Source organism: Aeromonas sp. S2(2024), from assembly GCF_041402505.1.
GTDB classification, from domain to species: Bacteria; Pseudomonadota; Gammaproteobacteria; order Enterobacterales; family Aeromonadaceae; genus Aeromonas; species Aeromonas media.
Window position 1 is genome coordinate 180,453 of record NZ_JBGLRL010000004.1, and the last position, 23,751, is coordinate 204,203.

A 23,751-nucleotide genomic window follows, 5' to 3' on the forward strand; every position below is an offset into this window, starting at 1 on the left:
GCGGTTTATTAACGGGGGCAGACATGCCAGAATGCGCGGCGTTTGTCCGTGGACGGCCGGCAGGCGCAGTCTGCTTACCGTCTCTGTTCTATTCCCAGGGCTCTCTCATGCTGCTACTCATCGACAACTACGACTCCTTTACCTGGAACCTGGTGCAATATTTTGGCGCCCTGGGGCAGGACGTGGTGGTCAGGCGCAACGACGAGCTGAGTCTGGAAGAGATAGCCCGGCTTGCCCCAAGCCATCTGGTGATCTCTCCCGGTCCCTGCACACCGAACGAGGCGGGCATCTCGCTGGCGGCCATCTCCCGTTTTGCCGGTGAGATACCCATTCTCGGCGTCTGCCTCGGCCACCAGTCCCTGGCTCAGGCGTTCGGCGCCCGGGTGGTGCGTGCCCGTCAGGTGATGCACGGCAAGACGTCCCTCATCCGCCATACGGGGGAGGGGGTATTCAAGGGACTCAAGGATCCGCTGCGGGTCACCCGCTACCATTCGCTCATCGTGGCGCATGACTCCCTGCCCGATTGTTTCGAGATCACTGCCTGGAGCGAACATGACGATGGCTCCATGGACGAGATCATGGGGCTGCGGCATAAAACACTGGCACTGGAGGGAGTTCAGTTCCACCCGGAGAGCATTTTGAGCGAGCAGGGACACCAGTTGCTGGCCAACTTTTTGGCCGTTTCCTGAAAAAATCGTGATCCTCGTCTCATAATCGAAATGAGGCCAAAAAAATTTTCCCTGACACTTTATTCACCCTCCTTCCTGCCCAAATTATCTCTTGCCAACACCCCCTGAGCCGTTATGCAATGCGGTTGCCTAAAATCTCACAGGCAATCGAACATTGTTCCTCATTGGCGGTTAAGTTACAGACTTTTTACTTTTTTTCTGTGATAATTCCGCCACGTTTACACGGATTTAACTTTTGAGCGGTGGATTATTCTGCCGCGATATAGCAGGAGAGCAATATGTCAGAGTTGTTGGCAGTGACACGTGAAGTGTTTGATGAAGTGATGGTTCCCAACTATGCGCCGGCCAAGATCATTCCGGTACGCGGGGAGGGATCACGTGTCTGGGATCAGGAAGGCCGCGAGTATGTCGACTTCGCGGGCGGGATCGCGGTCAATGGCCTGGGCCATTGCCATCCCAAGCTGGTCGAAGCCCTGAAAACCCAGGGCGAGAAGCTGTGGCACCTCTCCAACGTGATGACCAACGAGCCGGCCCTGCGTCTGGCCAAGAAGCTGGTCGCCGCCACCTTTGCCGAGAAGGTCTATTTCTGCAACTCCGGCGCCGAAGCGAACGAAGCGGCGCTCAAGCTGGCCCGTCGTTACGCCATCGAGAAGTTCGGTGCCCACAAGACCCAGATCATCGCCTTCCATCAGGGCTTCCACGGCCGCACCTTCTTCACCGTCAGCGTCGGCGGCCAAGCGGTCTACTCCGATGGCTTCGGTCCCAAGCCGGCCGACATCACCCACGTCGCCTACAACAACCTGGAAGAGCTGGCCTCCGTCATCTCCGACAATACCTGTGCCGTGGTGATGGAGCCGCTGCAAGGGGAGGGTGGCATCATTCGTCCCACCGACGAGTTTGCCAAAGGGGTGCGTGAGCTGTGCGACAAGCACAATGCCCTGCTCATCTATGACGAGGTGCAATCCGGGGTCGGTCGTACCGGCGAGCTGTTTGCCTACATGGGTCTGGGGGTCACGCCGGACATCCTCACCAGCGCCAAGGCGCTGGGCGGCGGTTTCCCCATCGGTGCCATGCTGACCACCACCGAGATCGCGTCTCACCTGAAAGTGGGCACTCACGGCTCTACTTACGGCGGCAACCCGCTGGCGTGTGCGGTGGCCGAGGCGGTGATCGACGTGGTCAATACCCCGGAAGTGCTGAGCGGCATCAAGCAGCGCGAGCAGCTGTTCCGCGACGGTCTGGACGCCATCAACGCCAAGTACCACTGCTTCAGCGAAGTGCGCGGCAAGGGCCTGCTGCTCGGCGCCGTGCTCAACGATGACTTCAAGGGTCGCTCCCGCGACTTCCTGCTTGCCTCCATCGATCAGGGGCTGATGGCGTTGGTAGCGGGCACCAATGTAGTGCGCTTCGCTCCCTCCCTGGTGATCCCGGAAGCGGACATCAAGGAAGGGCTGGCCCGGTTCGAGAAAGCGGTTGCTCAGGTGGTTAACGCCTGATCCAAATTGAGGTGGGGAGCCCTCCCGGCAGGAGCCGGGACCCCACCTGTCGTCAATGAAAGGGAGTTGTCATTTATGTTGGTTATCCGTCCTATCGAGCAGCGCGACTTCGCCGGCCTCAAGACCTGTGCCATCGAATCCGGCACCGGCATGACCTCGTTGCCGGTCAACGATGAACTGCTGCAACGCAAGATCGATGCCTCGACCCAGACCTTCCTGGACAAGCCCGCCGGCAAGGGCGATTGCCTCTATTTCTTCGTGGCCGAGGATCTGGAGACCGGCGAGATGGTCGGTACCTGCGCCATCGACGCGGCCGTCGGCCTGTCCCAGCCGTTTTACAACTATCACATCGGCAAGGTGGTGCACTCCTCTCCCAAGCTCGGCATCTACAACGTGGTTGAGACGCTCACGCTGTCCAACGACTACACCGGCAACTCCGAGCTGTGCACCCTGTTTCTGCGTGAATGCGCCCGCGAGGGGCTCAATGGCCGCCTGCTTTCCAAGCACCGTTTCCTGTTCATGGCCGAGCACCCCGAGCTGTTTGACAAGACCGTCTTCGCCGAAATGCGCGGCGTCTCTGATGAGAACGGTCACAGCCCCTTCTACGAGTGGCTGCAAAAGCATTTCTTCTCGATGGACTTTCCCACCGTCGACTACCTCACCGGCATCGGCAAGAAGCGCTTCATCGCCGAGCTGATGCCCAAGTACCCCATCTACGTCAATCTGCTGAGCAACGAGGCACGCGCCGTCATCGGTCAGACTCACGAGAAGACCCGTCCGGCCATCAAGATGCTGCAGGACGAGGGCTTCGTGAACCGTGGTTATGTCGACATCTTCGATGCCGGCCCCACCGTCGAGTGTGATGTGAAACACATCCGCAGCGTACGCCGCAGCCAGAAACTGGCGGTGCTGGTGGGTGAGCCCATCGGCGGTCACACCTATCTCGTCTGCAACGCCAGGTTTGAACAATACCGCGCTTGCTACGGCAACATCCGGGTCGATCTGGACAAGCACGAAGCCATCATACCGCCCAAGATGGCGGCCGCCCTCAAGGTTGAGAGTGGCGACATGGTTCGGGTCGTCGATCTGGAATAACGGATCCATATCACCGCATTGAAGCAGGCTGCCAAGGCGGCCTGTGCACCACAGGGAGTGAATTGATGATGTCTTTAGTCCAGTTTATCGATGGCCAGTGGCTGGCCGGTGAAGGCAAGCCGTTCGAATCAAAAGATCCGGCCAGGAACGAAGTGATCTGGCGCGGGAAGGCGGCGAGCGCTGCTCAGGTGGATGCCGCCGTCAAGGCGGCCCGCACGGCCTTCTACCATTGGTCTGATCTGGCCCTCGAGGATCGTCTGGCCATAGTGCGCCGTTATGCCGATCTGCTCGGTGAGCACAAGGAGGCGCTGGCCCTGACCATAGCCCGGGAAACCGGCAAGCCGCTGTGGGAGACTCGCACCGAAGTGGCGGCCATGCAGGGCAAGATCGCCATCTCCATCCGCGCCCATGACGAGCGCACCGGCACGGTGGAGAACCCCATGCCGGGCGCCAAGGCGTTCGTGCGCCACAAGCCCCATGGCGTGGTCGCCGTGTTCGGCCCCTACAACTTCCCGGGCCACCTGCCCAACGGTCACATAGTGCCTGCGCTTATCGCGGGTAACGCCGTGGTGTTCAAGCCCTCCGAGCTGACCCCCATGGTGGCCGAGGCCATGCTCAAGGTATGGCAGGAGGCGGGGCTGCCCAAGGGCGTGCTCAACCTGGTGCAGGGCGAAGTGGAGACCGGCAAGGCGCTGGCGGGCAATCCGGACATCGATGGCCTCTTCTTCACCGGCTCGTCCCGCACTGGCCACTTCCTGCACCAGCAATTTGCCGGCCAGCCTGGCAAGATCCTGGCCCTGGAGATGGGTGGCAACAACCCTCTCATCGTCAAGGATGTGAGCGACATCGACGGCGCCGTCCATGCCATAGTCCAGTCTGCCTTCATTACTTCCGGCCAGCGCTGCACCTGCTCCCGTCGCCTGTTTGTCGAGCGTGGCGAGCGCGGCGATGCCCTGGTCAAGCGGCTGGTGGAGGTGGTCGGCCAGATCAAGGTCGGTCATTACGATGACGAGGCTCAGCCCTTTATGGGCGCCATGATCAGCGAGCGTGCGGCGCTTGGCATGGTCGAGGCGCAGGCCAAGCTGCAGCAACTGGGGGGCGAGAGCCTGCTCGCTCTCAAGCATCTGGAGGCGGGCACCGGTTTCGTCTCTCCGGGCATCATAGATGTGACCGCGGTCAAAGCGCTGCCGGACGAAGAGTACTTCGGCCCGCTGCTGCAGCTCATTCGCTACGACGACTTCGATGCCGCCATCGACCAGGGCAACGCCACCAGCTTCGGCCTCTCGGCTGGCCTGCTCGGTGACAACGAGGCGGACTGGAACCACTTCTTCAAGCGGATCCGTGCTGGTATCGTCAACTGGAACAGGCCCATCACCGGCGCCTCCAGTGCCGCGCCATTCGGTGGCATCGGTGCCTCCGGGAACCACAGAGCGAGCGCCTACTACGCCGCTGACTACTGTGCCTATCCGGTTGCCTCGGTGGAAGATAGCAAGGCCGCGATGCCGGATCAGCTGTCCCCGGGTTTGACCTTCTAATCGAGAAGGAGGGGGTTGATGTGGCAGGAGAGGCCCAACGCTGCCGACCACTGCGTCATACCCCCGGTCTGATCTTCTGATAGCAAGAAAATAAAAGAGGGGCACTGAACAGGTGCCCTTGTCTGTACCCGCAATCAAAGGAAAGAGAGATGCAAAAGGATATCGAGACCCTGTTTGGCCATCTGTGGGACAACTACATTCAAGTCACCCCCAGTGCCCACAAGGTTCACCAACTGCTGGGCGGCGGTGCCCCCATCATCAACGATCACGTGGCGTTTCGTACCTACAACCTGCCCAAGCTCGGCCTCGAGAAACTGGCGGCCCACTTCCGTGCCCTGGGCTACGAGGAGAAAGGCGAGTATGTGTTCAAGGCCAAGAAGCTCTATGCCAAACACTTCGAGCATAAAGATCCTGATGCGCCCAAGGTGTTCATCAGCGAGCTGAAGGTGGAAGAGCTCTCCGAAGGTGCCCAGGCCATCATCCACAAGCTGGTGGATCAGGTGCCCGATCACCTGACCGACACCCCGGCCTTCCTCTACGCCGGTGCCCCCTGGCAGGTTTCCCACGCCGACTACCAGACGCTGCTGGCAGAGAGCGAGTACGCGGCCTGGATGGCCGCCTGGGGTTATCGTGCCAACCACTTCACCGTCAACATCAACCGCCTGAAGGACTTCGATACCATCCAGCAGGTCAATGCAGCCCTGAAAGCGGCGGGCTTCGTGCTCAACACCGTCGGCGGCGAGGTGAAGGGGGATCCCGAGGTGATGCTGGAGCAATCCTCCACCATGGCGGACAAGGCCGAAGTCCCCTTCAGCGACGGCGTGCGCACCATCCCAAGCTGCTTCTACGAGTTCGCCCTGCGCTACCCCCAAGCAGACGGCGTGCTCTACCCGGGCTTCGTCGAAGCGTCGGCCGACAAGATCTTCGAATCTACCAACGCCATGTAAGCTGTGTGCCGGGTCATGCCTGCACCGCTTTATGAAAAACGCCTCCCTGTCGGAGGCGTTTTTGTTGGCGGCAGGGGCTCATTTGCCCACTCTAGCGAGGGTAAAGTGCGCCCTGATCGACCAGCAAGGTGGTCATGCCGGCGGCCTTGCCCGCCTCCAGACCTATTCGGGTATCTTCAAACACCAGACAGTTGGCCGGGTTGGCGCCGAGCTGTTCGGCCACTCTCAGGAAGGTGTCGGGATGGGGCTTGTGGTTGGTCACGTCGTCGGCACTCACCAGCACGGGGATGAAGGCATCGAGGCCGGTATTTCTCAGTATGTGCGTCGCATGATCCCGGGTTGAGCCTGTGCCTATACCCATGGGCACCTTGCCGTGGCAGCGCTTGACCAGCTCCCACATGGCGGGGAAGACTCGGACCTTGTCAATCCGCTCCAGATAGAGGGCAACCTTGCGGCGAGCGAAGGCCTCTATGTCGATGGCCAGCCCGTGCTGCTCGGCCAGCATGGCCACTATCTTGCGGGTGGGAATGCCGCCGTACTCGTTGAGCTGGGCCCGATCGAACGGCAAGCCGAACTCGGCGCTGGTGGTTTCCCAGGCATCCAGGTGCAGGGGCATGGAGTCCACCAGGGTGCCGTCCATATCGAAGATCAGGGCGTCGTATTGCTCAAACTGGAACTGCTCGGACATGGGGTACTTCCTCCTCGGCCAAAAGAGTACAGTACCAGATCCGCTCCCCGGATGCCGCGACCGTCGTCATGGCCTGGGCAGGCGGCGGGTTTGACCATGGGCTGCTGATTTATGAGACAATCATGCGCTCTGCGCCTCGGGTGCCGGCAACTCACAGTAGCGAGCCTCTCTATGTCCCCAAAAACCGTCTTCTCAAGCGTGGCCCTGGTGATCGCCCTGGGCTCACTGGAAAAGAGCATAGTCACCACCCCCTTGCCCATCATAGGAGCCGAGCTGAACGCCGGCGCTGCCCTCACCTGGGTGGTCACCGCCTACCTGCTGGCGGCCACCGCCGCCCTGCCCATCTACGGCAAGCTGAGCGATCTGTTCGGTCGGGTGCGAATGCTCAACATCGGCATAGGCCTGTTTCTGGCAGGGTCGGTGGCCTGCGCCCTGGCCCAGGATCTGCCGACCCTGCTGGCAGCCCGCGTGCTGCAAGGGTTGGGGGGCGGTGGCCTGATCGCGCTCGCCTTCACCGTCATCGCCGACTGCATTCCCCCGCGGGAGGTGGGCAAGTATCAGGGCTACATCTCGGCGGTCTATGCGGTCTCCAGCATCGCCGGGCCCCTGCTCGGGGGTTATTTCACCGAGCAGCTGAGCTGGCGCTGGATCTTCTGGATCAACCTGCCCCTCGGGGCCCTGGCGCTCTGGCTAGTGAACCGCAACCTGGGCCACCTCAATGTGCGCCGTCACAGCCGCTTCGACTGGAAGGGGGCGGGGCTGCTCATCACCGTCACCACACTCTCTCTGCTGCTGCTCTCGCCGGAAGCCACGCTGTCCGCCATCTGGCTGGCGGCGGGGCTGGCTCTGGCCCTGCTGTTGCTGATCCTGGTGGAGCGACGGGCTCAGGATCCCATACTGCCCGCCCATCTGGCCCGCTTGCCCGGTTATCTGGTGAGCGTGCTGCTGGCACTGGCCTCGCAACTGCTGATGTTCGCCGTACTGGTCTACCTGCCGCTGCAGATGCAGTGGCAGAAAGGGATGGGAGCCAGCGAGAGCGGCCTCTACATGGTGATCTTCATGGTCTGCATCACGGCGGGGGCCTTCGTCGGCGGCAAGCTCATCGGTCGCACCGGTCACTACAAGCGCTTCGTGGTGGCAGGCTTCGCCCTGGCAGCGCTGGCCCTGTGGCAAATTCACTTCGATCTCTTTGCCAATCTGGGGCTGGGCTTCGCCGGTCTGGGGCTGGGGCTGGTGCTGCCGGCCCTCTCGGTGGTGGTACAAAACGCCCTGCCGCGGGAAGATCGCGGCATCGGCATGTCCCTGTTCAACTTCGGCCGTGAGCTGGGGGGCGCGGTCGGGGTGGCCATCTGCGCCATGCTGTTCCACGGGGCTTTGCCGGCCGGGACCAGCCACAACCTGGCGAGCCTGAGCCCGGCCGAGCTGGCCCCGGGGTTCAGCGCCACCTATGTGGGCATGGCACTGATCGCCAGCGCCGCTCTGCTCATCACCCTGCTGGCCCTGAAACGCCACGAGCTGGCCAGCATGCCGGCCTGATGGCTGCTATCCGATACAAAGAGGGCTCCCCGCGGGGAGCCCTCTTCATTGGTGCAGGCTGGAGCCTTTCTTCCCGTTTCGCGGCCTTCTGCCAGTATGCCCGCTTATCGGGCGTCGGGGCGGGAGGGCAACCTGACAGGCTCGGGTCGCTGGCGTTCGGTCTGGGCGTCAAGCTCCTTGCCGAGGAAGTAGTTCAGGAAGGTGCGGATCACCGCGATGATGGCGAGACGCACCAGCTCTTCTTTACTCGGCGCCACCGTGGTGGCCAGGATGTCGGCGGCGAGCTGGAACTCCAGGGCCAGGATGAGCCAGCTGCCGAAGCAGAGGCGAATGCGCGGAAAACCGGGCTCGTGATCCTGCACCCGTGCCGCCAGCCAGAGGGTCTTGCCCAGCCCTGTCACCACGCAGGCGATGGAGATGATCTCCAGCAGCAGCTGGAACAGCTCCACCCCGTGCATCATGCCCTCTCTCAGGCTCGCTATCTCGAACACTCGGGTTACCTCCCTGATTCAAAAGAGACACTTTTAACACGGCATGGGGGCCGGATCCAACTCAGAGCCTCTTGAGCAGCGTGGCGATCTGCGCGATGGCATGACGGGCCGCAGGGCTGATGCCCGCCAGCTGGAAGAAACCGTGGATCACCCCGAGCTGCCGCTGACAGGTGGCGGCAACGCCGGCTTGCAGCAGTTTGCCATAGAGGGCCTCTCCCTCGTCACGCAGGGGATCGTACTCGGCCGTGAGGATATGAGTGGGCGGCAGCCCCGCAAGATCAGGATGGTGCAGCGGGCTCACCTCGGGATGGCTGGCGGGCAGCCTGCCCAGATAGGCCTGAAACCCACTGAGCAGCATGTCACGGGTGATAAGGTAGTCGTCGCCAAGGTCGCGATAGCTCTGGCTCTCTCCCAAGGCATCGAGCATGGGATAGATGAGGAACTGGGCGGCGGGCAGTGCCGCTCCCGCCGCCTTGAGCCGCAAGGTGGTGACCAGGGCGAGGTGGCCGCCGGCACTGTCGCCTGCGAGTGCGACCCGCCCGGGATCGCCGTGCCACTGCGGCAGCGCGGCCATGATGGCGAGGGTCGCTGCCAGCGCGTCGTCATGGGCGGCAGGATAGGGATGCTCGGGGGCGAGGCGTGTATGTACCGCAAACACCAGGGCATGGGCACTGTTGCACAGCATCCGCATCTGGCGATCGTGGGTCTCGAAATCCCCGCTGACGAAACAGCCGCCGTGGAAATAGATCAGCACCGGATAAGTGGTGGAAGGGGGGGATTTGGGCTGGTAGAGCCGGATGGCGTAGTGATCGGCCTGCCACTCTTCGATGGCGCCCACCTCTTCCCGCTCGCCCCCCAAGACGGCAGAGGCAAGATAGCCCTCACGCCTGGTCTGCCAGCTCAGCTTGCTTGCCTTGGGGCGACCTGCGGCGATGAAGTCCGCCACCATGGCGGCGATGGCAGGCTCAAGTTGTGTGTTCATGCTGCACCGTTATCTGTATATAAATACAGGTATTGTGCGCTTTTGGCCTGAGAGTGCAACCGGGGTTAGCTGAGGCAGCTCACAAAATCAGGCTTCAATCAGTGTGAATTCAATTACATAGAGCGGCGGCAGTGCGGGGTAGATGTCCCGAATGACGGTTTTGAGCTCGGCGAGGGTCATGTTCTCCTGGCGAGCGTGCTCGTCGGTCAGCTCATCGAAGGCCACGGGGGTGACCGAGAGCACCTCTATGGTACCAAAGGGCTGGTGCTCCGGGTTGGTGAAGAGCGCGAGGCGCTGGCCGGGCTGCCAGTTGGCCTCGCTCTCGTCGCGGATGGTGATAGTCTTGCGGCCGGACTGAATATCGGCGACGAAGCGGCTAAAGAAGGTGAATTCCGGGTAGATTGGGGTGTGAACAGACATTTTCTCTCCGAAGGACAAGGGGTGAGCAGGGGCCGGATCAGCCAGTGGCTGGCCCATTCTAGGTGTGCCGGGGAGGGCGCGCAGCACTTTTTGCCAGACGGGCGCTGGGGCGCTTGCTCTGCCTTGCAAAGTGGCTGCAAGTGAACCCGAATGTGCGATGATGTGGGCTCCTCTTTCTTGATATGTAACAAAATGGAGGGGGACTGGCTGTGGTCTGATGGCGTCTGGCGCGGTTCTCCGCCCGGCGGACATGAACGAAAGGAGCGAGTGTGAATTCCGAGTTGATCTGGGTGCTCAGCATGCTGGTGGGTGCCATCTTCCTGTTTATTACCAACAGGGTGCGCATGGATGTGGTGGCCTTGTTGATCATCATCCTGTTCGTGTTGAGCGGCACCCTGACCTTGCCACAGGCGTTGGCGGGGTTCAGCGATCCCAACGTCATCCTGATCGCCGCCCTGTTCGTGGTGGGGGATGGCCTGGTACGCACCGGCATCGCCTATCAGGTAGGGGATGCCCTGGTGAAGGTGGCGGGCAGCAGCGAGACCCGGTTGCTGGTGCTGCTGATGGTGGCGGTGGCGACCCTGGGGGCCGTGATGAGCTCAACCGGTGTGGTGGCCATCTTCATCCCCGTGGTACTGAGCGTGGCGAACCGGATGGGGATCCCTGCCGGACGGCTGATGATGCCCCTCGGCTTTGCCGGTCTCATCAGCGGCATGATGACGCTGGTGGCCACTCCGCCCAACATGGTGGTGAACAGCGAGCTGATGCGCCACGACATCCAGGGCTTCGGCTTCTTCGGTTTCACCCCCATGGGGGTGCTGATCCTCGGGCTGGGGGTAATCTACATGCTGCTGATGCGTAACCGTCTGGTGCGCGAGGGGGAAGAGGGCAAAGGCAAGCAGGCGGGGCGCAGCACAATGCGCGATCTCATCCGCGACTATCGCCTGGCCGGGCGGGCGCGCCGCCTGGCGATCCGCCCCGACTCTCCCCTGATAGGCCAGACCCTGGACGAGCTGCAGCTGCGTGCCCGCTTCGGGGCCAACGTCATCGGGCTGGAGCGCTGGCGCAAGTTTCGACGGGTGATGGTGACCGTCTCCGGCGTCACCGAGTTCCAGGCCAAGGACGTGCTGCTCATCGACATGTCCGATCCCGAGGTGGATGTGCGGGAGTTTTGCAGCGAGGCGCGGCTCGAACCCATGATATTGCGCGGGGAGTACTTCTCGGATCAGGCGCGGGAGGTGGGTATGGCCGAGGTCTCCCTCATTCCCGAATCCCGTCTGCTCGGCAAGAGCATCCGGGAGGTGGGGTTTCGTTCCCGCTACGGCTTGAGCGTGGTGGGGATCCGCCGCAATGGTGAGGCGCTCACCGGCAAGCTGGTGGATGAGCCGCTGCTGATGGGTGACAGCCTGCTGGTGGTGGGCAACTGGAGCCTCATTCGCCAGTTGCAGACCCACCACCGGGACTTCCTGCTGCTCGGCCTGCCCGCCGAGGTGGACGAGATGGCGCCGGCCCGCAGCCAGGCCATCCACGCCTTGATTGCCCTCACGGTCATGATAGTGCTGATGGTGACGGATCCCGTGCCCAACGTCATAGCTGCGCTCATCGCCTGCCTGCTGATGGGCAAGTTCCGCTGCATCGACATGGAGAGCGCCTACAAGTCCATCCACTGGCCGACCCTGATCCTGATCGTCGGCATGTTGCCCTTTGCCCTGGCGTTGCAGAAGACCGGCGGGGTGGATCTCATCGTCGGCGCGCTGATCTCGGCGGTGGGGGAGATGGGGCCCCGTGTCATGCTGGCCAGCCTGTTCGTGCTCTGCGCGGCCATCGGGCTCTTTATCTCCAATACGGCCACCGCTGTGCTGATGGCGCCCATTGCGCTCGGCACGGCCCAGCAGATGGGGGTCTCCCCCTATCCCTTCGCCATGACCATCGCCATTGCCGCCTCGGCGGCCTTCATGACGCCTGTCTCCTCACCGGTCAATACCCTGGTGCTGGGGCCCGGCAACTACAAGTTCATGGACTTCATCCGTGTGGGCGTGCCGTTTACGGTGCTGGTGATGGTGGTGAGCGTCATCGCCATTCCCTGGTTCTTCCCGTTCTGAGCACGTTTGAGGGAGACAAGGAGTGCAAGCGGCCTGCGGGCCGCTTTTTATTGACTATCCCTCCCGACGCTGTGGGATGAGGTTCGGGTTGACAAGGTAGTGAGCAGGGAAAACGGCAGGGAAGGAGAGGAGGCAAGGGCTGAAATCCGGGCACAAAAAAACCAGCATAAGCTGGTCTGTTTGGTACTGCCTTGATGGTGCGGAAGGAGAGACTCGAACTCTCACGCCTAGGGCGCCAGAACCTAAATCTGGTGCGTCTACCAATTTCGCCACTTCCGCAATATTAATGGTGGCTATGACGGGATTCGAACCTGTGACCCCCGCATTATGAGTGCGATGCTCTAACCAACTGAGCTACATAGCCGTTTGTTATCGACCACCAAGTGGAAGAGAACAAAATAATGGCTGGGGTACTAGGATTCGAACCTAGGGATGGCGAGATCAAAACCCGCTGCCTTACCGCTTGGCGATACCCCAACAGTGCTCCTCGACAGTCATGAGACTGGCCAAAGAACTTTTAAAAATGGCTGGGGTACTAGGATTCGAACCTAGGGATGGCGAGATCAAAACCCGCTGCCTTACCGCTTGGCGATACCCCAACTGAACAACTTGTAAATGGTGGCTATGACGGGATTCGAACCTGTGACCCTCGCATTATGAGTGCGATGCTCTAACCAACTGAGCTACATAGCCGTCTTGTATCCGACATTGTCGATTACAAGTAAAAATGGCTGGGGTACTAGGATTCGAACCTAGGGATGGCGAGATCAAAACCCGCTGCCTTACCGCTTGGCGATACCCCAACAGTGCTCCTCGACAGTCATTAGACTGGCCAAAGAACTTTTAAAAATGGCTGGGGTACTAGGATTCGAACCTAGGGATGGCGAGATCAAAACCCGCTGCCTTACCGCTTGGCGATACCCCAACTGAATGATTAATGGTGGCTATGACGGGATTCGAACCTGTGACCCTCGCATTATGAGTGCGATGCTCTAACCAACTGAGCTACATAGCCAACCGTGCTTCCAGTGAGTCGTTGCCTCGTCACTGTGCGGCCGGAATTATGCGTATCTGGCTCTGGGGCGTCAACCCTTTTTTTGCCAGAAAAACCGAATTTGGGTGCGTTTGGCGAGTTATTGGACGCTGTCGCGCAAAAGCCCAACAATCTGGTTTTTTTTGCGACATTTGGCAGCTGATCCGCAACCTGCGCCCATAACAAAGAGGCCAGCAAATGCTGGCCTCTCATGGGGTTAGACGTTGAACAGGAAGTTCATGATATCGCCATCCTTGACGATGTAGTCTTTCCCTTCGGCGCGCATCTTGCCCGCTTCCTTGGCGCCTTGCTCACCCTTGTAGGTGATAAAGTCGTCGAAGGCGATGGTCTGGGCGCGAATAAAGCCTTTTTCAAAGTCGGTGTGGATCTTGCCCGCCGCCTGCGGGGCGGTGGCGCCGACCGGAATGGTCCAGGCGCGCACTTCCTTCACCCCGGCGGTGAAGTAGGTCTGCAGGTTCAGCAGCTCGTAACCCGAGCGGATCACCCGGTTCAGACCCGGCTCTTCGATCCCAAGGTCTGCCATGAACTCGGCGCGGTCGGCGTCGTCCAGCTCGGCGATGTCCGCCTCGATGGCGCAGCAGACCACCACCACAACGGCGTTCTCGGCGGCGGCGATCTCACGCACCTTGTCGAGGAAGGGGTTGTTGTCGAAGCCATCTTCTGCCACGTTGGCGATGTACATGGTGGGTTTCAGGGTCAGGAAGTTGAGGTGGGCAACGGCCGCCAGCTCTTCCTTGTCCAGCTTCATGCCGCGGATCATCTGGCCGTTTTCCAGGGCAACCCGAATCTTTTCCAGGGTTTCCACTTCCAGCTTGGCATCCTTGTCGCCGCCCTTGGCGCGCTTGGACTGACGGTGGATGGCGCGCTCGCAGGCGTCCAGATCCGACAGGGCCAATTCGGTATTGATCACCTCGATGTCATCGGCCGGGGAGACCTTGCCCGCCACGTGGATGATGTTCTCGTCCTCGAAGCAGCGCACCACGTGACCGATGGCTTCGGTCTCGCGGATGTTGGCCAGGAACTGGTTGCCCAGACCCTCGCCCTTGGAGGCGCCCGCCACCAGACCGGCGATGTCCACGAACTCCATGGTGGTCGGTACCACGCGCTGGGGGTTGATGATGGCCGCCAACTGGTCGAGGCGGGGATCCGGCATGGGGACCACACCCGTGTTCGGCTCAATGGTGCAGAACGGGAAGTTGGCGGCTTCGATGCCGGCCTTGGTCAGCGCATTGAACAGGGTGGATTTGCCTACATTGGGCAGGCCCACGATACCGCATTTAAAACCCATGAATTGTTACCTTACGTGATGGATGCTGTGAGGGGCCACGCGGGCAGCCCTGTCATATTGTGCGAGCCTGACCCAGGTCAGGCATCTGTATTCAGACTTTCTCGGCCTTGAAGCTGTGCAGCCGGTTCATGGCCTTGGTCATGTCCTGCTTGAACAGGATGTCGGTGGCGCGCAAAGACTCATCCAGTGCGGCCTCGATCAGGCTCTGTTCACTGCTGGGCGCCTTGGTCAGCACGAAACCGGCGACCAGCTCCTTGGCACCGGGATGACCTATCCCGAGGCGCAGCCGGAAGAAGTTATTGTTGTTGCCCATCCTGGCGATGATGTCTTTCAGGCCATTGTGGCCGCCGTGACCGCCGCCCTGCTTGAACTTGGCGATGCCGGGGGGCAGGTCCAGTTCGTCGTGGGCCACCAGTATCTCCTCCGGGACTATCTGGTAGAAGCGGGCCAGGGCCGCCACCGCCTTGCCGGAGAGGTTCATGTAGGTGTTCGGGATGAGCAGCCGCACATCCTGCCCCTCCACTAGGAAGCGGGCGGTGTGGCCGAAGAACTTGGGCTCTTCGCGCAGGCTGACATTGTGCCAGCGGGCTAGCTGCTCCACATACCAGGCCCCCGCGTTGTGGCGGGTCTTGGCATACTCGGGGCCGGGATTACCCAGCCCGACAATCAGTTTGATTTGATGGGTCACGCTTGATGTCTTCACTCGCTACTTGCCATGAGCGGATGGCCCGGGGCAATGGGACGCAATATTCTAGCCGCCGAGTGGCGATCACTCAACCAAAGCTCGGCGAGCGGGGGGAATAACCCGGGAACCGGGTGCCAACGATCGCCAAACCGGGCCTGGTCAGGCCCGTTTCTGACGCAGCGGCTCAAGGGGCGTTGGCTTGACCGGCACGCAGCAGGGTCACCGTCTCTTCATCCAGGGCGGTCACCAGGGGGCGGGCATGACGCACATAGTCCACGAACGAGGCTGCGTCTGTGCCGCAATCCACCTTGGCCGCCTTGCAGTCGAGAGCTTTGCCCGGCCCATAGACGGCGCTGAGCTGCTCGCCGCGCTGTGCCACTGCCAGCACCGGGAAGGCGGTCAGCTGGCCCGCGACCCAGGCGAGATCCACGCGCTCGGCACTCTTGTTATCTGGACTCTGACTCTCTGGACTCTGGCGCTGGGCCCGTGCCAGGGCCTGCCAGCCGTCGTTGCCGTTGGCGCTGTAGGCGTTGGTCACCACCCGGTAGCGCTTTGTATCCACTAGATCCTGCCACTGACCCCCGGCCGTTTTCCACTGCAGCCGGGTCAGCTGGCCCGCCTTGCCTGCGTTGGTCTCCTGGAAGCTGTAACGCAGGTGGCCGCCATAAGGGAACTTGCCCGCATGGGCGCTGGCGGGCAGGGTGGCGGTGATGGTCTCGGTCAGCAGGGCCCGCACCTCGGCGCCGGAGAGGGTCAGCACGCTGAGCGGGTTCTTGAACGGCAGCAGGCTGAGGGCCGCCTCCCCTTCACGCAGTTCACCGGCGGGCAAGTCGGCGCGCACGCCCCCCACCGCCAGCAGGGCGAAGTCGACCGGGCCGCCGGTCAGGGCCTGCACCTGCGGGCTATTGGCCCAATAATATTGGCCTTCCGCCACCAGGGGCGCGACGTCGGAGCCGTGGTTGTCACTGCCGTTGTCGCCGGGGCGGCGGGCATTTTGCAACGGCGCGGGAAGGGTGCCGATGACGGGGCCGTAGGCCTGCTCCAGCGCCGGTTTGTAGTGGCTGTCGATGATGCCGCGCAGGCGCGGATCCTCATCCACCGTCACCAGGTTGGGCTGGGCGTCGATGAACTTGCCGGCCTGCTGGCTGCGGGTCTTGTCCAGCGTCTGTTGGCGGGCCGGATCGGCGAAGAAGTCGCGGCTGGCCAGCAGCTGGTTCTGACCCTTGCAGGCGATGACCCGGCCCTGGGCGTCGAAGCTGACCCGGGCAAGGCCGATGGTCTGGGCGTAGGATCCCGCCTGCACCACGCAGGTCAGGCCGACGCCGTCCGGATTGGTGACCAACTGGGCGTATTCCCCCGTCTTGCCCCAGCCGATGTTGCGAAAGTCACCGAGCAGGCTGTGGGAGTGGCCGCCGACGATGGCATCAAGGCCGTTTACCTTGGCCGCCAACGCCAGATCCCGCGCGTTGCCGATATGGGTCAGGGCGACGATCCGCTGGATCCCCCTGGCTTGCAGCAGGTCGACCGTGGCCTGGGCCGAGGCCACCTCCTTGGCAAAGCGCAGCTTGCCGACGTTGGGGGAGATGTTGGCCATGTCCTCCAGCACCAGCCCGATGACGGCGACCAGCTGTTTGTCTGCTGGCAGATGGTCGAGATCGGTGACCGGGCTCTTCTGGTTGCCGTCGAAGGCGTAGATGACGAACGGCTTGAGGTTGCTTGCCCGACTCAGATCCGGATCGTCGCGGCTGTCCAGGTTGGCGGCCAGCACAGGGAAGTTCACCCCCTGGATGAAGCGGGCCAGCTTCTGGCTGTCGAGATCGAACTCGTGATTGCCGAGCGCCATGGCATCGAAGCCGAACTGGCTCAGCAGCTCGGCGTTGGCCATCCCCTCGTTGAGCTTGAAGTAACCGCTGCCCTGCCAGGCGTCGCCCCCGTGCAGCAGCAACAGTGGCTGATTCTTGGTGAGCGCCTCCGCCTGGTAGGCCTTCGCCATGGTCAGCAACCGGGGGTAGCCGCCGAAGCGGCTGTAGAGGGTATCCGTACTCTCCTTGCCAAAGATGGCTCCCTTCAGCTCGGCGTTGACCGGGTCGAACTGGGAGTGGGTGTCGTTCATGTGCGCCAGGGTCAGCGTGAAGGGGGCGCTGTCCTTGCCGGGCAGGCAGGCGGCGAGCAGAGTGCAGAGGGGGAGGAGTAGCAGGAGACGCGAGCACTTCATGGGGGATCCTTAACCTGTCGGGGCAGGGCAATACCGTACTGGGCTAGAAAAACAAAAACCGCCAGTCGGCGGTTTTTGTTACAACAGGGTCTATCAATGCTCAAACATGGCAGAGATGGACTCTTCGTTGCTGATCCGGCGGATGGCTTCGGCCAGCACGGTGGACAGGGTCAGCTGCTTGACCTTGCCGATCGCCTTCATCTCCGCGGTGAGCGGGATGGAGTCGGTGATGATCAGCTCGTCGATGACCGAGTTCTTGATGTTTTCCACGGCGGTGCCGGAGAAGACAGGGTGAGTCGCATAGGCGAACACACGCTTGGCGCCGCGCTCTTTCAGCGCTTCGGCCGCCTTGCACAGGGTGCCGCCGGTATCGATCATGTCGTCGACGATGACGCAGTCACGGCCAGCCACGTCACCGATCAGGTGCATGACCTGGGAGACGTTCGGGCGGGGACGACGCTTGTCGATGATGGCGATGTCGGTGTCGTCCAGCAGCTTGGCGATGGCACGGGCACGCACCACGCCGCCGATGTCCGGCGATACAACCACGGGGGATTCGAGGTTCTTGGACAGCATGTCTTCCAGCAGCACAGGGCTGCCGAACACGTTATCCACCGGGACGTCGAAGAAGCCCTGGATCTGCTCGGCATGCAGGTCAACGGTCAGCACACGGTCCACACCCACGCTGGAGAGGAAGTCGGCGACGACCTTGGCGGTGATGGGCACACGGGCGGAGCGGACGCGGCGGTCCTGACGGGCATAACCAAAGTAGGGGATAACGGCAGTAATACGGCCAGCTGAAGCACGACGCAGTGCATCCACCATGACGATCAATTCCATCAAATTGTCGTTGGTCGGGGCACAGGTGGATTGAATGATGAAGATATCGCCACCACGTACATTCTCATTGATCTGTACGCTGATCTCGCCGTCGCTAAAGCGACCTACGGCAGCATTGCCGAGTTTGATAAACAGGCGATCTGCGATCTTCTGGGCTAGTTCCGGCGTTGCGTTACCAGCAAACAGCTTCATGTCAGGCACGGTTTGAAACCTCGGGGTTGCATCCAGTATGTGGGGAGTCTGATTCAGACCCGTATCGTTTGGGGGCAAACGATTTATCAAGAGAACGGACAAGGTCTCTGGAAGCTCTGTGGTGGCGCCGGATTATCCGGGCGGACGGTAGAACCGTCACCTTCAGCGTCATCACGTCAGATTGGCTGGGGTACTAGGATTCGAACCTAGGAATGGCGAGATCAAAACCCGCTGCCTTACCGCTTGGCGATACCCCAATCACTGACTTGTTGCAAAGTGGCGAAGAGTGGTGATATGTTCTCGCCCTTGGCGACAAACCCATCCCAGCCTTCCGGCACCCTTGCCAACACCTTCCGAGCAGCCACTTCGTCTTCAAATTGAGCAAAGACGCAGGCACCAGTGCCCGTCATTCTTGACGGCGCGTATTCTAGCAACCAGCCGAGCGCATTGGCAACCTCGGGGTGGCGCTTTTTCACCAGCAATTCGCAATCGTTTTTCCACACCCCTTCCAGCAGGTTGTGCAATGTCATCCTGGGGGTGTTGCGAGGCAGCTCGGGATCCTGAAAAACCGCCGCCGTTGCCACATGGCAATCGGGTTTGAGCACCAGATACCAGGCGCTCGGCACCTCGACCGGTTGCAGCTTCTCGCCAACCCCTTCCGCAAACGCGGCCCGGCCGCGCACGAACACAGGCACGTCGGCCCCTAGCTGCACGCCGAGCTCCGCCAGCTCGTCTTCGCCGAGCCCCGCCTGCCAGAGATGATTCAGGGCCACCAGGGTGGTGGCGGCGTCAGACGAGCCGCCGCCGATGCCGCCCCCCATGGGTAACACCTTCTCCAGCCGGATATGGGCCCCCATCGGGCTTGGCAGCCTCCCCTGCAACAGGCGGGCGGCACGGATGATGAGGTTCTGTTCATCCGGCACGCCGGGGATGGCCGGGCTCAGGGTGAGCAGGTCGGTATCGGCGAGCGGCTCGAATTCCAGCCAGTCGCCGTGATCGAGGAAGATGAACAGGGTCTGCAGCTCGTGATAGCCGTCGGGACGGCGGCCGTTGACGTGCAGGAAGAGGTTGAGCTTGGCCGGCGCCGGCCAGCGGAGCGGCGTCTTCGGCGCGCTCTGGTCTGGGAGGCTCATCATGGCGCCAGGGTCCATTGGTTGATCTGCAACTTGAGGCGGCTGCCCTGGCCGGTCATGGTCAGCAGGTGGGGCAGCCGGTAGTTGTCCTGATCCCGGTAGTCCCCATAGACGATCTGCCACTGACCGTCGCGCACCGAGGCCAGGCTGGCATCGGGGTTGAGCTCGAATTCGGCCTGGCCCGGCAGCCCCTTGATCCACTCCGGCAGCCCGGTGACCGGAATATTCCAGCCGGTGAGTTGATAGACGAGGGCCTCGGCATCCTGGCTCTGGTGCACCTTGCCCTCGTTGTCGGTCAGGGTGATCTCACCCTTGCTGCGGGAGAGCTCCAGGATATGGGTGCCGATGAGGCTGGTGAGGTTGAGGCGATAGTCATCGCCGTTCTGCTGCCAGTTGAGGCGGGCGCTGCCCTTTTGGCGTGCCGTGATGATGGCCATCTTGCCCGACAGTTCCCAGTGGGTCAGCTGTTCGAGACGGGCCCGTTCCTGCTGCCAGTTGACCTGATCCCGCTGGGGTTGAGTGGTGGTACAGCCGGCCAGTGCCAGCAGGCAGGCGAGGGAGAAGATACGCAAGAACAAGGTCGTGCTCCGGATAAGAGGTTTGCCACAGTATAAGGGGCGGCCGTATCGCTTTTAAAGACTTACCCTTTCTCGTACAATTGTCGGCCTTCATACCCTGTGCACGAAACGATCATCACCCACCCATGAGTCTGCTTGCCCTCGGAATCAACCACAACACCGCCAGTGTCGCCTTGCGGGAACGGGTCGCATTTGGCCCGGACTGCATCGATCGCGCCTTGCGTGAGCTGGTGGAGCAGCCCGGCGTCAGCGAGGCGGTGATCGTCTCCACCTGCAATCGCACCGAGCTGTACTGCAGCCTGGAACAAGGGCAAGGAGAGCAGGTGCTGAGCTGGTTGCAGCGGTTCCACGCGCTGGAGGCGAGCGAGGTGCTCTCCGCCATCTACCGCCACCAGGACGAGGAGGCGGTGCGCCACCTGATGCGGGTCGCCTGCGGGCTCGACTCCCTGGTGCTGGGCGAGCCGCAGATCCTGGGGCAGATCAAGCAGTCCTACGCCCACGCCCAGCAGGCGGAAGCGGTGAAGGGCTCGCTGGAGCGTCTGTTCCAGAAATCCTTCTCGGTGGCGAAACGGGTGCGTACCGACACCGAGATCGGCGCCAGCGCGGTGTCGGTGGCCTTCGCCGCCGTCAGCCTGGGGAAACGCATCTTCTCCGATCTCTCCCAGACCAAGGTGTTGCTGGTAGGGGCGGGCGAGACTATCGAGCTCGTCGCCCGCCACCTGCGCGAGCAAAGCGTCACCCAGATGATGGTGGCGAACCGCACCCTGCAGCGGGCCCAGCTGCTGGCCGAGGAGTTCGGCGCCCAGGTGATGACGCTGGAAGAGATCCCGGACTACCTGCACGAGGCGGACATCGTCATCAGCTCCACCGCCAGCCCCCTGCCCATCATCGGCAAGGGCATGGTGGAGCGCGCGTTGAAGGCCCGCCGCTTCAAACCCATGTTCCTGGTGGACATCGCCGTGCCACGGGACATCGAAGCCGAGGTGGACGAGCTCTCCGATGCCTATCTCTACACGGTGGACGATCTGCAGGGGATCATCGAGCAGAACCTGGAGACCCGCAAGCGGGCGGCCGCCGAGGCCGAGCTCATCGTGCAGGAAGAGCGTGACGACTTCATGGGCTGGTATCGCAGCCAGCACTCTGTGGATCTCATTCGCGATTACCGCCACCAGGCCCAGCAGGTGGCGGATGAAGAGTTGCAGCGTGCCCTGCTGGCCCTGCAACAGGGCGAGAATGCCGAGCAGGCGCTCAAGGCCCTGACCCATCGCCTCACCAACAAGTTGATCCACGCACCGACCCAGGCCCTGCGCCAGGCCGCAGCTCAGGGGGACAGCCACAAGCTGTCCCAGCTGCGTCAGGTGCTGGGGTTGTCACAAGAGTCATAGTTTGGGGGTGGCCAGCCGGCTGCCCCTACCTCCATCGAGAACACAAGATTTATGAACCCGTCATTGATCAGAAAGCTGGAAGGCCTCATCGAGCGCCACGAAGAAGTACAGGCCCTGCTCGGCGAGCCCGGGGTCGCCTCGGATCAGGACAGATACCGTGCCCTGACCCGGGAATATGCCCAGCTCGAAGACATAGTGCACGCCTTCCAGCGCTTCCGTCAGGCCGAGGAGAACCTCGAGACCACCAAGATGATGCTGGAAGAGGATGACGCCGACCTGCGCGAGATGGCGCAGGAGGAGCTGCCGCTGGCCAAGGCGACCTTCGAGGAGCAGGAGCAGGCGTTGCAGGTGATGCTGCTGCCGCGCGACCCCAAGGATGACAACAACTGTTATCTCGAGATCCGCGCCGGTGCCGGTGGCGACGAGGCGGCCATCTTCGCGGGGGATCTGTTCCGCATGTACTCCCGTTACGCCGAGCGCCAGGGCTGGCGCGTCTCCATCGTCAGCTGCAACGACGGCGAGCACGGTGGCTACAAGGAGGTGATCGCCAAGGTGGACGGCGAGCACGTCTACGGCCGCCTCAAGTTTGAATCCGGCGGCCACCGGGTGCAGCGGGTACCCGAGACCGAATCCCAGGGCCGGGTGCACACCTCCGCCTGTACTGTCGCCGTGCTGCCGGAAGTGCCGGAAGCCGAACAGATCGAGATCAACCCCTCCGAGCTGAAGATCGACACCTTCCGCGCCTCCGGGGCCGGTGGTCAGCACGTCAACAAGACCGACTCCGCCATCCGCATCACCCACCTGCCCACCGGGCTGGTGGTGGAGTGCCAGGATGAGCGCTCCCAGCACAAGAACCGCGCCAAGGCGATGTCTGTGCTCTCTGCCCGCCTGCAGGCGGCCGAGGACGAGCGTCACCGCGCCGCCGAGCAGAGCACCCGCCGCAACCTGGTGGGCTCAGGCGATCGCTCCGAGCGCATCCGCACCTACAACTACCCCCAGGGTCGCCTCTCCGAGCACCGCATCAACCTCACCCTCTATCGGCTGGGGGAGATCCTCGAAGGGGATCTGGATTGCGTCATCACGCCTCTGGTGCAGGAATACCAGGCGGATCAGCTCGCCTCCCTGGCCGAGAGCAACTAATGCAGATCCAGCAGGCTCGTGCCCACATCATGGCGACCCTGGCCTTTGGGGAATCCCCCCGTGCCGACGCCGATGCGCTGCTCTGCCATCTGCTGGATTGCCGGCGCAGCTACCTGATGACCTGGCCTGAGCGCGAGCTCGATGCCGCCCAGCAGGCCACCCTGCAAGGGTGGCTTGACCGTCGGCTGGTCGGAGAACCCATCGCCCACCTCATCGGCGAGCGGGAGTTCTGGTCCCTGCCGCTCAAGGTGAGCCCGGCCACCCTGATCCCGCGCCCCGACACCGAGGTGCTGGTGGAGCAGGCGCTGGTGCGCTTGCCGGCCGGCCCCTGCGCCCTGCTGGATCTCGGCACCGGCACCGGCGCCATCGCGCTGGCGCTCAAGTCCGAGCGGCCCGATGCCGATGTATGGGCGGTGGATCGGATGCCGGACGCCGCCGCCCTGGCCCGCGCCAACAGCGCCGCCCTGGGGTTGCCCATCGAAGTGCGGGACGGCAGCTGGTTCGAGCCCCTGGCGGATGCACCGCGTTTTGCGATGATCGTCTCCAACCCGCCCTATATCGACGGGGCGGATCCCCATCTCGACGAGGGGGATGTGCGCTTCGAGCCGCGCTCCGCCCTGGTGGCGGACGAGCAGGGGCTGGCGGACATTCGCCTGATAATCGCCGGTGCCCCCGCCCATCTGTGCCCGGGGGGCTGGCTTCTGCTGGAGCACGGTTGGGAGCAGGGGGCAGCGGTGCGTCAGCTTCTGCTGCAACAGGGCTACTGCCAGGTGGAAACCGTGCGGGATTATGGGGATAACGAGCGGGTGACCCTGGGTCGTCTGGCGCCGTGATGATGACGGGCGGAGCTGTCCGCCCCTGTGCAAGGAAACCATATGTATGTTGTTCTCAAACATCTGCACCTCACCCTGATTGTCGGGGCCGTGCTGATGTTCATGCTGCGCTTTTACTGGGCCCAAACCAGCTCCATTCATGCCCGTAACGGCCGGGTGCTACAGGCCAGCGGCTGGCTCAATGGCCTGGTGGTGCTCTCCGGCGTGCTGCTCTGCATGGTGCTGGATCTCAACCCCCTCAATAACGGGATCCCCTGGCTCAGCGAGAAGCTGAGCGCCGTGCTGGCGGTGGCCTTCCTCGGCATGATGGCGCTGCGCCTGGCGCGCAGCAACAGCATCCGCTGGTTTGCCTTCCTGGGCGCCCTGGGGTGGATCTTCTTTATCGCCAAGCTGGCGGTGCAAAAGCAGGCCAACCTGTTCGGTTAGG

The 23,751-nt window shown here is 62.3% G+C and carries 21 protein-coding genes and 9 tRNA genes; 11 read left to right on the plus strand and 19 right to left on the minus strand.

Annotated elements, in window-relative coordinates; genetic code table 11:
- Positions 1-107 precede the first annotated feature (107 nt).
- The 5 genes from ACB039_RS06515 (at position 108) to ACB039_RS06535 (ending at position 5,762) form a co-directional block, all read left to right on the plus strand.
- Entirely contained in the window at positions 108-689 is a 582-nt protein-coding gene (locus tag ACB039_RS06515) for an aminodeoxychorismate synthase component II (RefSeq protein WP_371165336.1), read from the plus strand.
- A 278-nt stretch (positions 690-967) separates the two neighbouring features.
- The gene (locus ACB039_RS06520) at positions 968-2,185 is read left to right on the plus strand and encodes an aspartate aminotransferase family protein (protein WP_371165337.1); all 1,218 of its coding nucleotides are present in this window, start codon (positions 968-970) and stop codon (positions 2,183-2,185) included.
- 75 nt (positions 2,186-2,260) lie between these two features.
- Entirely contained in the window at positions 2,261-3,280 is a 1,020-nt protein-coding gene (gene astA, locus ACB039_RS06525; RefSeq protein WP_025326162.1) for an arginine N-succinyltransferase, read from the plus strand.
- A 65-nt stretch (positions 3,281-3,345) separates the two neighbouring features.
- Positions 3,346-4,815, plus strand: coding sequence for a succinylglutamate-semialdehyde dehydrogenase (gene astD, locus ACB039_RS06530; RefSeq protein ID WP_371165338.1), 1,470 nt, complete (start codon positions 3,346-3,348; stop codon positions 4,813-4,815).
- Positions 4,816-4,964: 149 nt separating this feature from the next.
- Entirely contained in the window at positions 4,965-5,762 is a 798-nt protein-coding gene (locus ACB039_RS06535) for a DUF1338 domain-containing protein (RefSeq protein WP_371165339.1), read from the plus strand.
- Between the two features lie 91 nt (positions 5,763-5,853).
- Here ACB039_RS06535 and ACB039_RS06540 read toward each other — a convergent pair whose 3' ends face one another.
- Positions 5,854-6,450 (minus strand): HAD family hydrolase, encoded by a 597-nt coding sequence (locus ACB039_RS06540; protein WP_371165340.1) that lies wholly within the window; start codon positions 6,448-6,450, stop codon positions 5,854-5,856.
- A 171-nt stretch (positions 6,451-6,621) separates the two neighbouring features.
- Between ACB039_RS06540 and ACB039_RS06545 the strand changes: the two genes are divergently transcribed.
- Entirely contained in the window at positions 6,622-7,986 is a 1,365-nt protein-coding gene (locus ACB039_RS06545; protein WP_371165341.1) for an MDR family MFS transporter, read from the plus strand.
- Between the two features lie 104 nt (positions 7,987-8,090).
- Here ACB039_RS06545 and ACB039_RS06550 read toward each other — a convergent pair whose 3' ends face one another.
- The 3 genes from ACB039_RS06550 to yqfB form a co-directional block, all read right to left on the minus strand.
- A complete protein-coding gene (locus ACB039_RS06550) occupies positions 8,091-8,477 on the minus strand; it encodes a DUF1622 domain-containing protein (RefSeq protein WP_371165342.1) in 387 nt (128 codons plus the stop codon).
- Between the two features lie 61 nt (positions 8,478-8,538).
- Positions 8,539-9,459, minus strand: coding sequence for an alpha/beta hydrolase (locus ACB039_RS06555; protein ID WP_371165343.1), 921 nt, complete (start codon positions 9,457-9,459; stop codon positions 8,539-8,541).
- An 87-nt stretch (positions 9,460-9,546) separates the two neighbouring features.
- Positions 9,547-9,879: a N(4)-acetylcytidine aminohydrolase gene (yqfB, locus tag ACB039_RS06560; protein WP_268419890.1), complete on the minus strand. Its 333-nt coding sequence runs from the start codon at positions 9,877-9,879 to the stop codon at positions 9,547-9,549.
- A gap of 269 nt (positions 9,880-10,148) precedes the next feature.
- Between yqfB and ACB039_RS06565 the strand changes: the two genes are divergently transcribed.
- Entirely contained in the window at positions 10,149-11,981 is a 1,833-nt protein-coding gene (locus tag ACB039_RS06565; protein ID WP_371165344.1) for an SLC13 family permease, read from the plus strand.
- 195 nt (positions 11,982-12,176) lie between these two features.
- Here ACB039_RS06565 and ACB039_RS06570 read toward each other — a convergent pair.
- The 15 genes from ACB039_RS06570 to lolB all read right to left on the minus strand — a co-directional run bounded on the left by ACB039_RS06570 (position 12,177) and on the right by lolB (position 19,966).
- Positions 12,177-12,260, minus strand: a tRNA-Leu gene (locus ACB039_RS06570).
- Between the two features lie 8 nt (positions 12,261-12,268).
- Positions 12,269-12,345: transfer RNA gene (locus ACB039_RS06575), tRNA-Met, on the minus strand.
- Between the two features lie 38 nt (positions 12,346-12,383).
- A tRNA-Gln gene (locus tag ACB039_RS06580) sits at positions 12,384-12,458 on the minus strand.
- A gap of 47 nt (positions 12,459-12,505) precedes the next feature.
- Positions 12,506-12,580: transfer RNA gene (locus ACB039_RS06585), tRNA-Gln, on the minus strand.
- A gap of 17 nt (positions 12,581-12,597) precedes the next feature.
- Positions 12,598-12,674 (minus strand) — tRNA-Met (locus ACB039_RS06590).
- Between the two features lie 35 nt (positions 12,675-12,709).
- Positions 12,710-12,784, minus strand: a tRNA-Gln gene (locus ACB039_RS06595).
- Positions 12,785-12,831: 47 nt separating this feature from the next.
- Positions 12,832-12,906, minus strand: a tRNA-Gln gene (locus tag ACB039_RS06600).
- 13 nt (positions 12,907-12,919) lie between these two features.
- A tRNA-Met gene (locus ACB039_RS06605) sits at positions 12,920-12,996 on the minus strand.
- Between the two features lie 235 nt (positions 12,997-13,231).
- Positions 13,232-14,323 (minus strand): redox-regulated ATPase YchF, encoded by a 1,092-nt coding sequence (gene ychF / locus ACB039_RS06610; RefSeq protein WP_005330171.1) that lies wholly within the window; start codon positions 14,321-14,323, stop codon positions 13,232-13,234.
- Between the two features lie 91 nt (positions 14,324-14,414).
- Positions 14,415-15,011, minus strand: coding sequence for an aminoacyl-tRNA hydrolase (gene pth / locus ACB039_RS06615; protein ID WP_005330168.1), 597 nt, complete (start codon positions 15,009-15,011; stop codon positions 14,415-14,417).
- Between the two features lie 181 nt (positions 15,012-15,192).
- Positions 15,193-17,223 (minus strand): bifunctional UDP-sugar hydrolase/5'-nucleotidase, encoded by a 2,031-nt coding sequence (locus ACB039_RS06620; protein WP_371165345.1) that lies wholly within the window; start codon positions 17,221-17,223, stop codon positions 15,193-15,195.
- Between the two features lie 93 nt (positions 17,224-17,316).
- Positions 17,317-18,264 carry a ribose-phosphate pyrophosphokinase gene (locus ACB039_RS06625; RefSeq protein ID WP_042652671.1) on the minus strand — a complete coding sequence of 316 codons (948 nt, stop codon included), beginning with the start codon at positions 18,262-18,264 and terminating at the stop codon, positions 17,317-17,319.
- 173 nt (positions 18,265-18,437) lie between these two features.
- Positions 18,438-18,512, minus strand: a tRNA-Gln gene (locus tag ACB039_RS06630).
- Positions 18,492-19,388: a 4-(cytidine 5'-diphospho)-2-C-methyl-D-erythritol kinase gene (ispE, locus tag ACB039_RS06635; protein ID WP_371165373.1), complete on the minus strand. Its 897-nt coding sequence runs from the start codon at positions 19,386-19,388 to the stop codon at positions 18,492-18,494. The genes ACB039_RS06630 and ispE overlap by 21 nt, the downstream gene beginning before the upstream one ends.
- Positions 19,388-19,966 (minus strand): lipoprotein insertase outer membrane protein LolB, encoded by a 579-nt coding sequence (gene lolB, locus ACB039_RS06640; protein ID WP_043133024.1) that lies wholly within the window; start codon positions 19,964-19,966, stop codon positions 19,388-19,390. The genes ispE and lolB overlap by 1 nt, the downstream gene beginning before the upstream one ends.
- A 125-nt stretch (positions 19,967-20,091) precedes the next feature.
- On the opposite strand from lolB, the gene hemA reads away from it, so the two are divergent.
- From hemA to ACB039_RS06660, 4 genes are read left to right on the plus strand one after another with little or no spacing between them, the layout of a single operon-like run.
- Positions 20,092-21,351 (plus strand): glutamyl-tRNA reductase, encoded by a 1,260-nt coding sequence (hemA, locus tag ACB039_RS06645; RefSeq protein WP_226171907.1) that lies wholly within the window; start codon positions 20,092-20,094, stop codon positions 21,349-21,351.
- A 51-nt stretch (positions 21,352-21,402) separates the two neighbouring features.
- Complete coding sequence (gene prfA / locus ACB039_RS06650; RefSeq protein ID WP_041205238.1) at positions 21,403-22,491, plus strand: peptide chain release factor 1; 1,089 nt, start codon at positions 21,403-21,405, stop codon at positions 22,489-22,491.
- Complete coding sequence (gene prmC, locus ACB039_RS06655) at positions 22,491-23,324, plus strand: peptide chain release factor N(5)-glutamine methyltransferase (RefSeq protein ID WP_371165346.1); 834 nt, start codon at positions 22,491-22,493, stop codon at positions 23,322-23,324. Before prfA ends, prmC begins: the two co-directional genes overlap by 1 nt.
- 42 nt (positions 23,325-23,366) lie before the next feature.
- Positions 23,367-23,750 (plus strand): SirB2 family protein, encoded by a 384-nt coding sequence (locus tag ACB039_RS06660; protein WP_182788140.1) that lies wholly within the window; start codon positions 23,367-23,369, stop codon positions 23,748-23,750.
- The last annotated feature ends 1 nt before the right edge of the window (position 23,751 follow it).

Bases quoted from the DNA above. Each gene is read 5' to 3' on its own strand.
- ACB039_RS06515 (WP_371165336.1), top strand. From the start codon at position 108: ATGCTGCTACTCATCGACAACTACGACTCCTTTACCTGGAACCTGGTG.
- ACB039_RS06520 (WP_371165337.1), top strand. From the start codon at position 968: ATGTCAGAGTTGTTGGCAGTGACACGTGAAGTGTTTGATGAAGTGATG.
- astA (WP_025326162.1), top strand. From the start codon at position 2,261: ATGTTGGTTATCCGTCCTATCGAGCAGCGCGACTTCGCCGGCCTCAAG.
- astD (WP_371165338.1), top strand. From the start codon at position 3,346: ATGATGTCTTTAGTCCAGTTTATCGATGGCCAGTGGCTGGCCGGTGAA.
- ACB039_RS06535 (WP_371165339.1), top strand. From the start codon at position 4,965: ATGCAAAAGGATATCGAGACCCTGTTTGGCCATCTGTGGGACAACTAC.
- ACB039_RS06540 (WP_371165340.1), bottom strand. From the start codon at position 6,450: ATGTCCGAGCAGTTCCAGTTTGAGCAATACGACGCCCTGATCTTCGAT.
- ACB039_RS06545 (WP_371165341.1), top strand. From the start codon at position 6,622: ATGTCCCCAAAAACCGTCTTCTCAAGCGTGGCCCTGGTGATCGCCCTG.
- ACB039_RS06555 (WP_371165343.1), bottom strand. From the start codon at position 9,459: ATGAACACACAACTTGAGCCTGCCATCGCCGCCATGGTGGCGGACTTC.
- yqfB (WP_268419890.1), bottom strand. From the start codon at position 9,879: ATGTCTGTTCACACCCCAATCTACCCGGAATTCACCTTCTTTAGCCGC.
- ychF (WP_005330171.1), bottom strand. From the start codon at position 14,323: ATGGGTTTTAAATGCGGTATCGTGGGCCTGCCCAATGTAGGCAAATCC.
- ACB039_RS06620 (WP_371165345.1), bottom strand. From the start codon at position 17,223: ATGAAGTGCTCGCGTCTCCTGCTACTCCTCCCCCTCTGCACTCTGCTC.
- ispE (WP_371165373.1), bottom strand. From the start codon at position 19,388: ATGAGCCTCCCAGACCAGAGCGCGCCGAAGACGCCGCTCCGCTGGCCG.
- hemA (WP_226171907.1), top strand. From the start codon at position 20,092: ATGAGTCTGCTTGCCCTCGGAATCAACCACAACACCGCCAGTGTCGCC.
- prfA (WP_041205238.1), top strand. From the start codon at position 21,403: ATGAACCCGTCATTGATCAGAAAGCTGGAAGGCCTCATCGAGCGCCAC.
- prmC (WP_371165346.1), top strand. From the start codon at position 22,491: ATGCAGATCCAGCAGGCTCGTGCCCACATCATGGCGACCCTGGCCTTT.
- ACB039_RS06660 (WP_182788140.1), top strand. From the start codon at position 23,367: ATGTATGTTGTTCTCAAACATCTGCACCTCACCCTGATTGTCGGGGCC.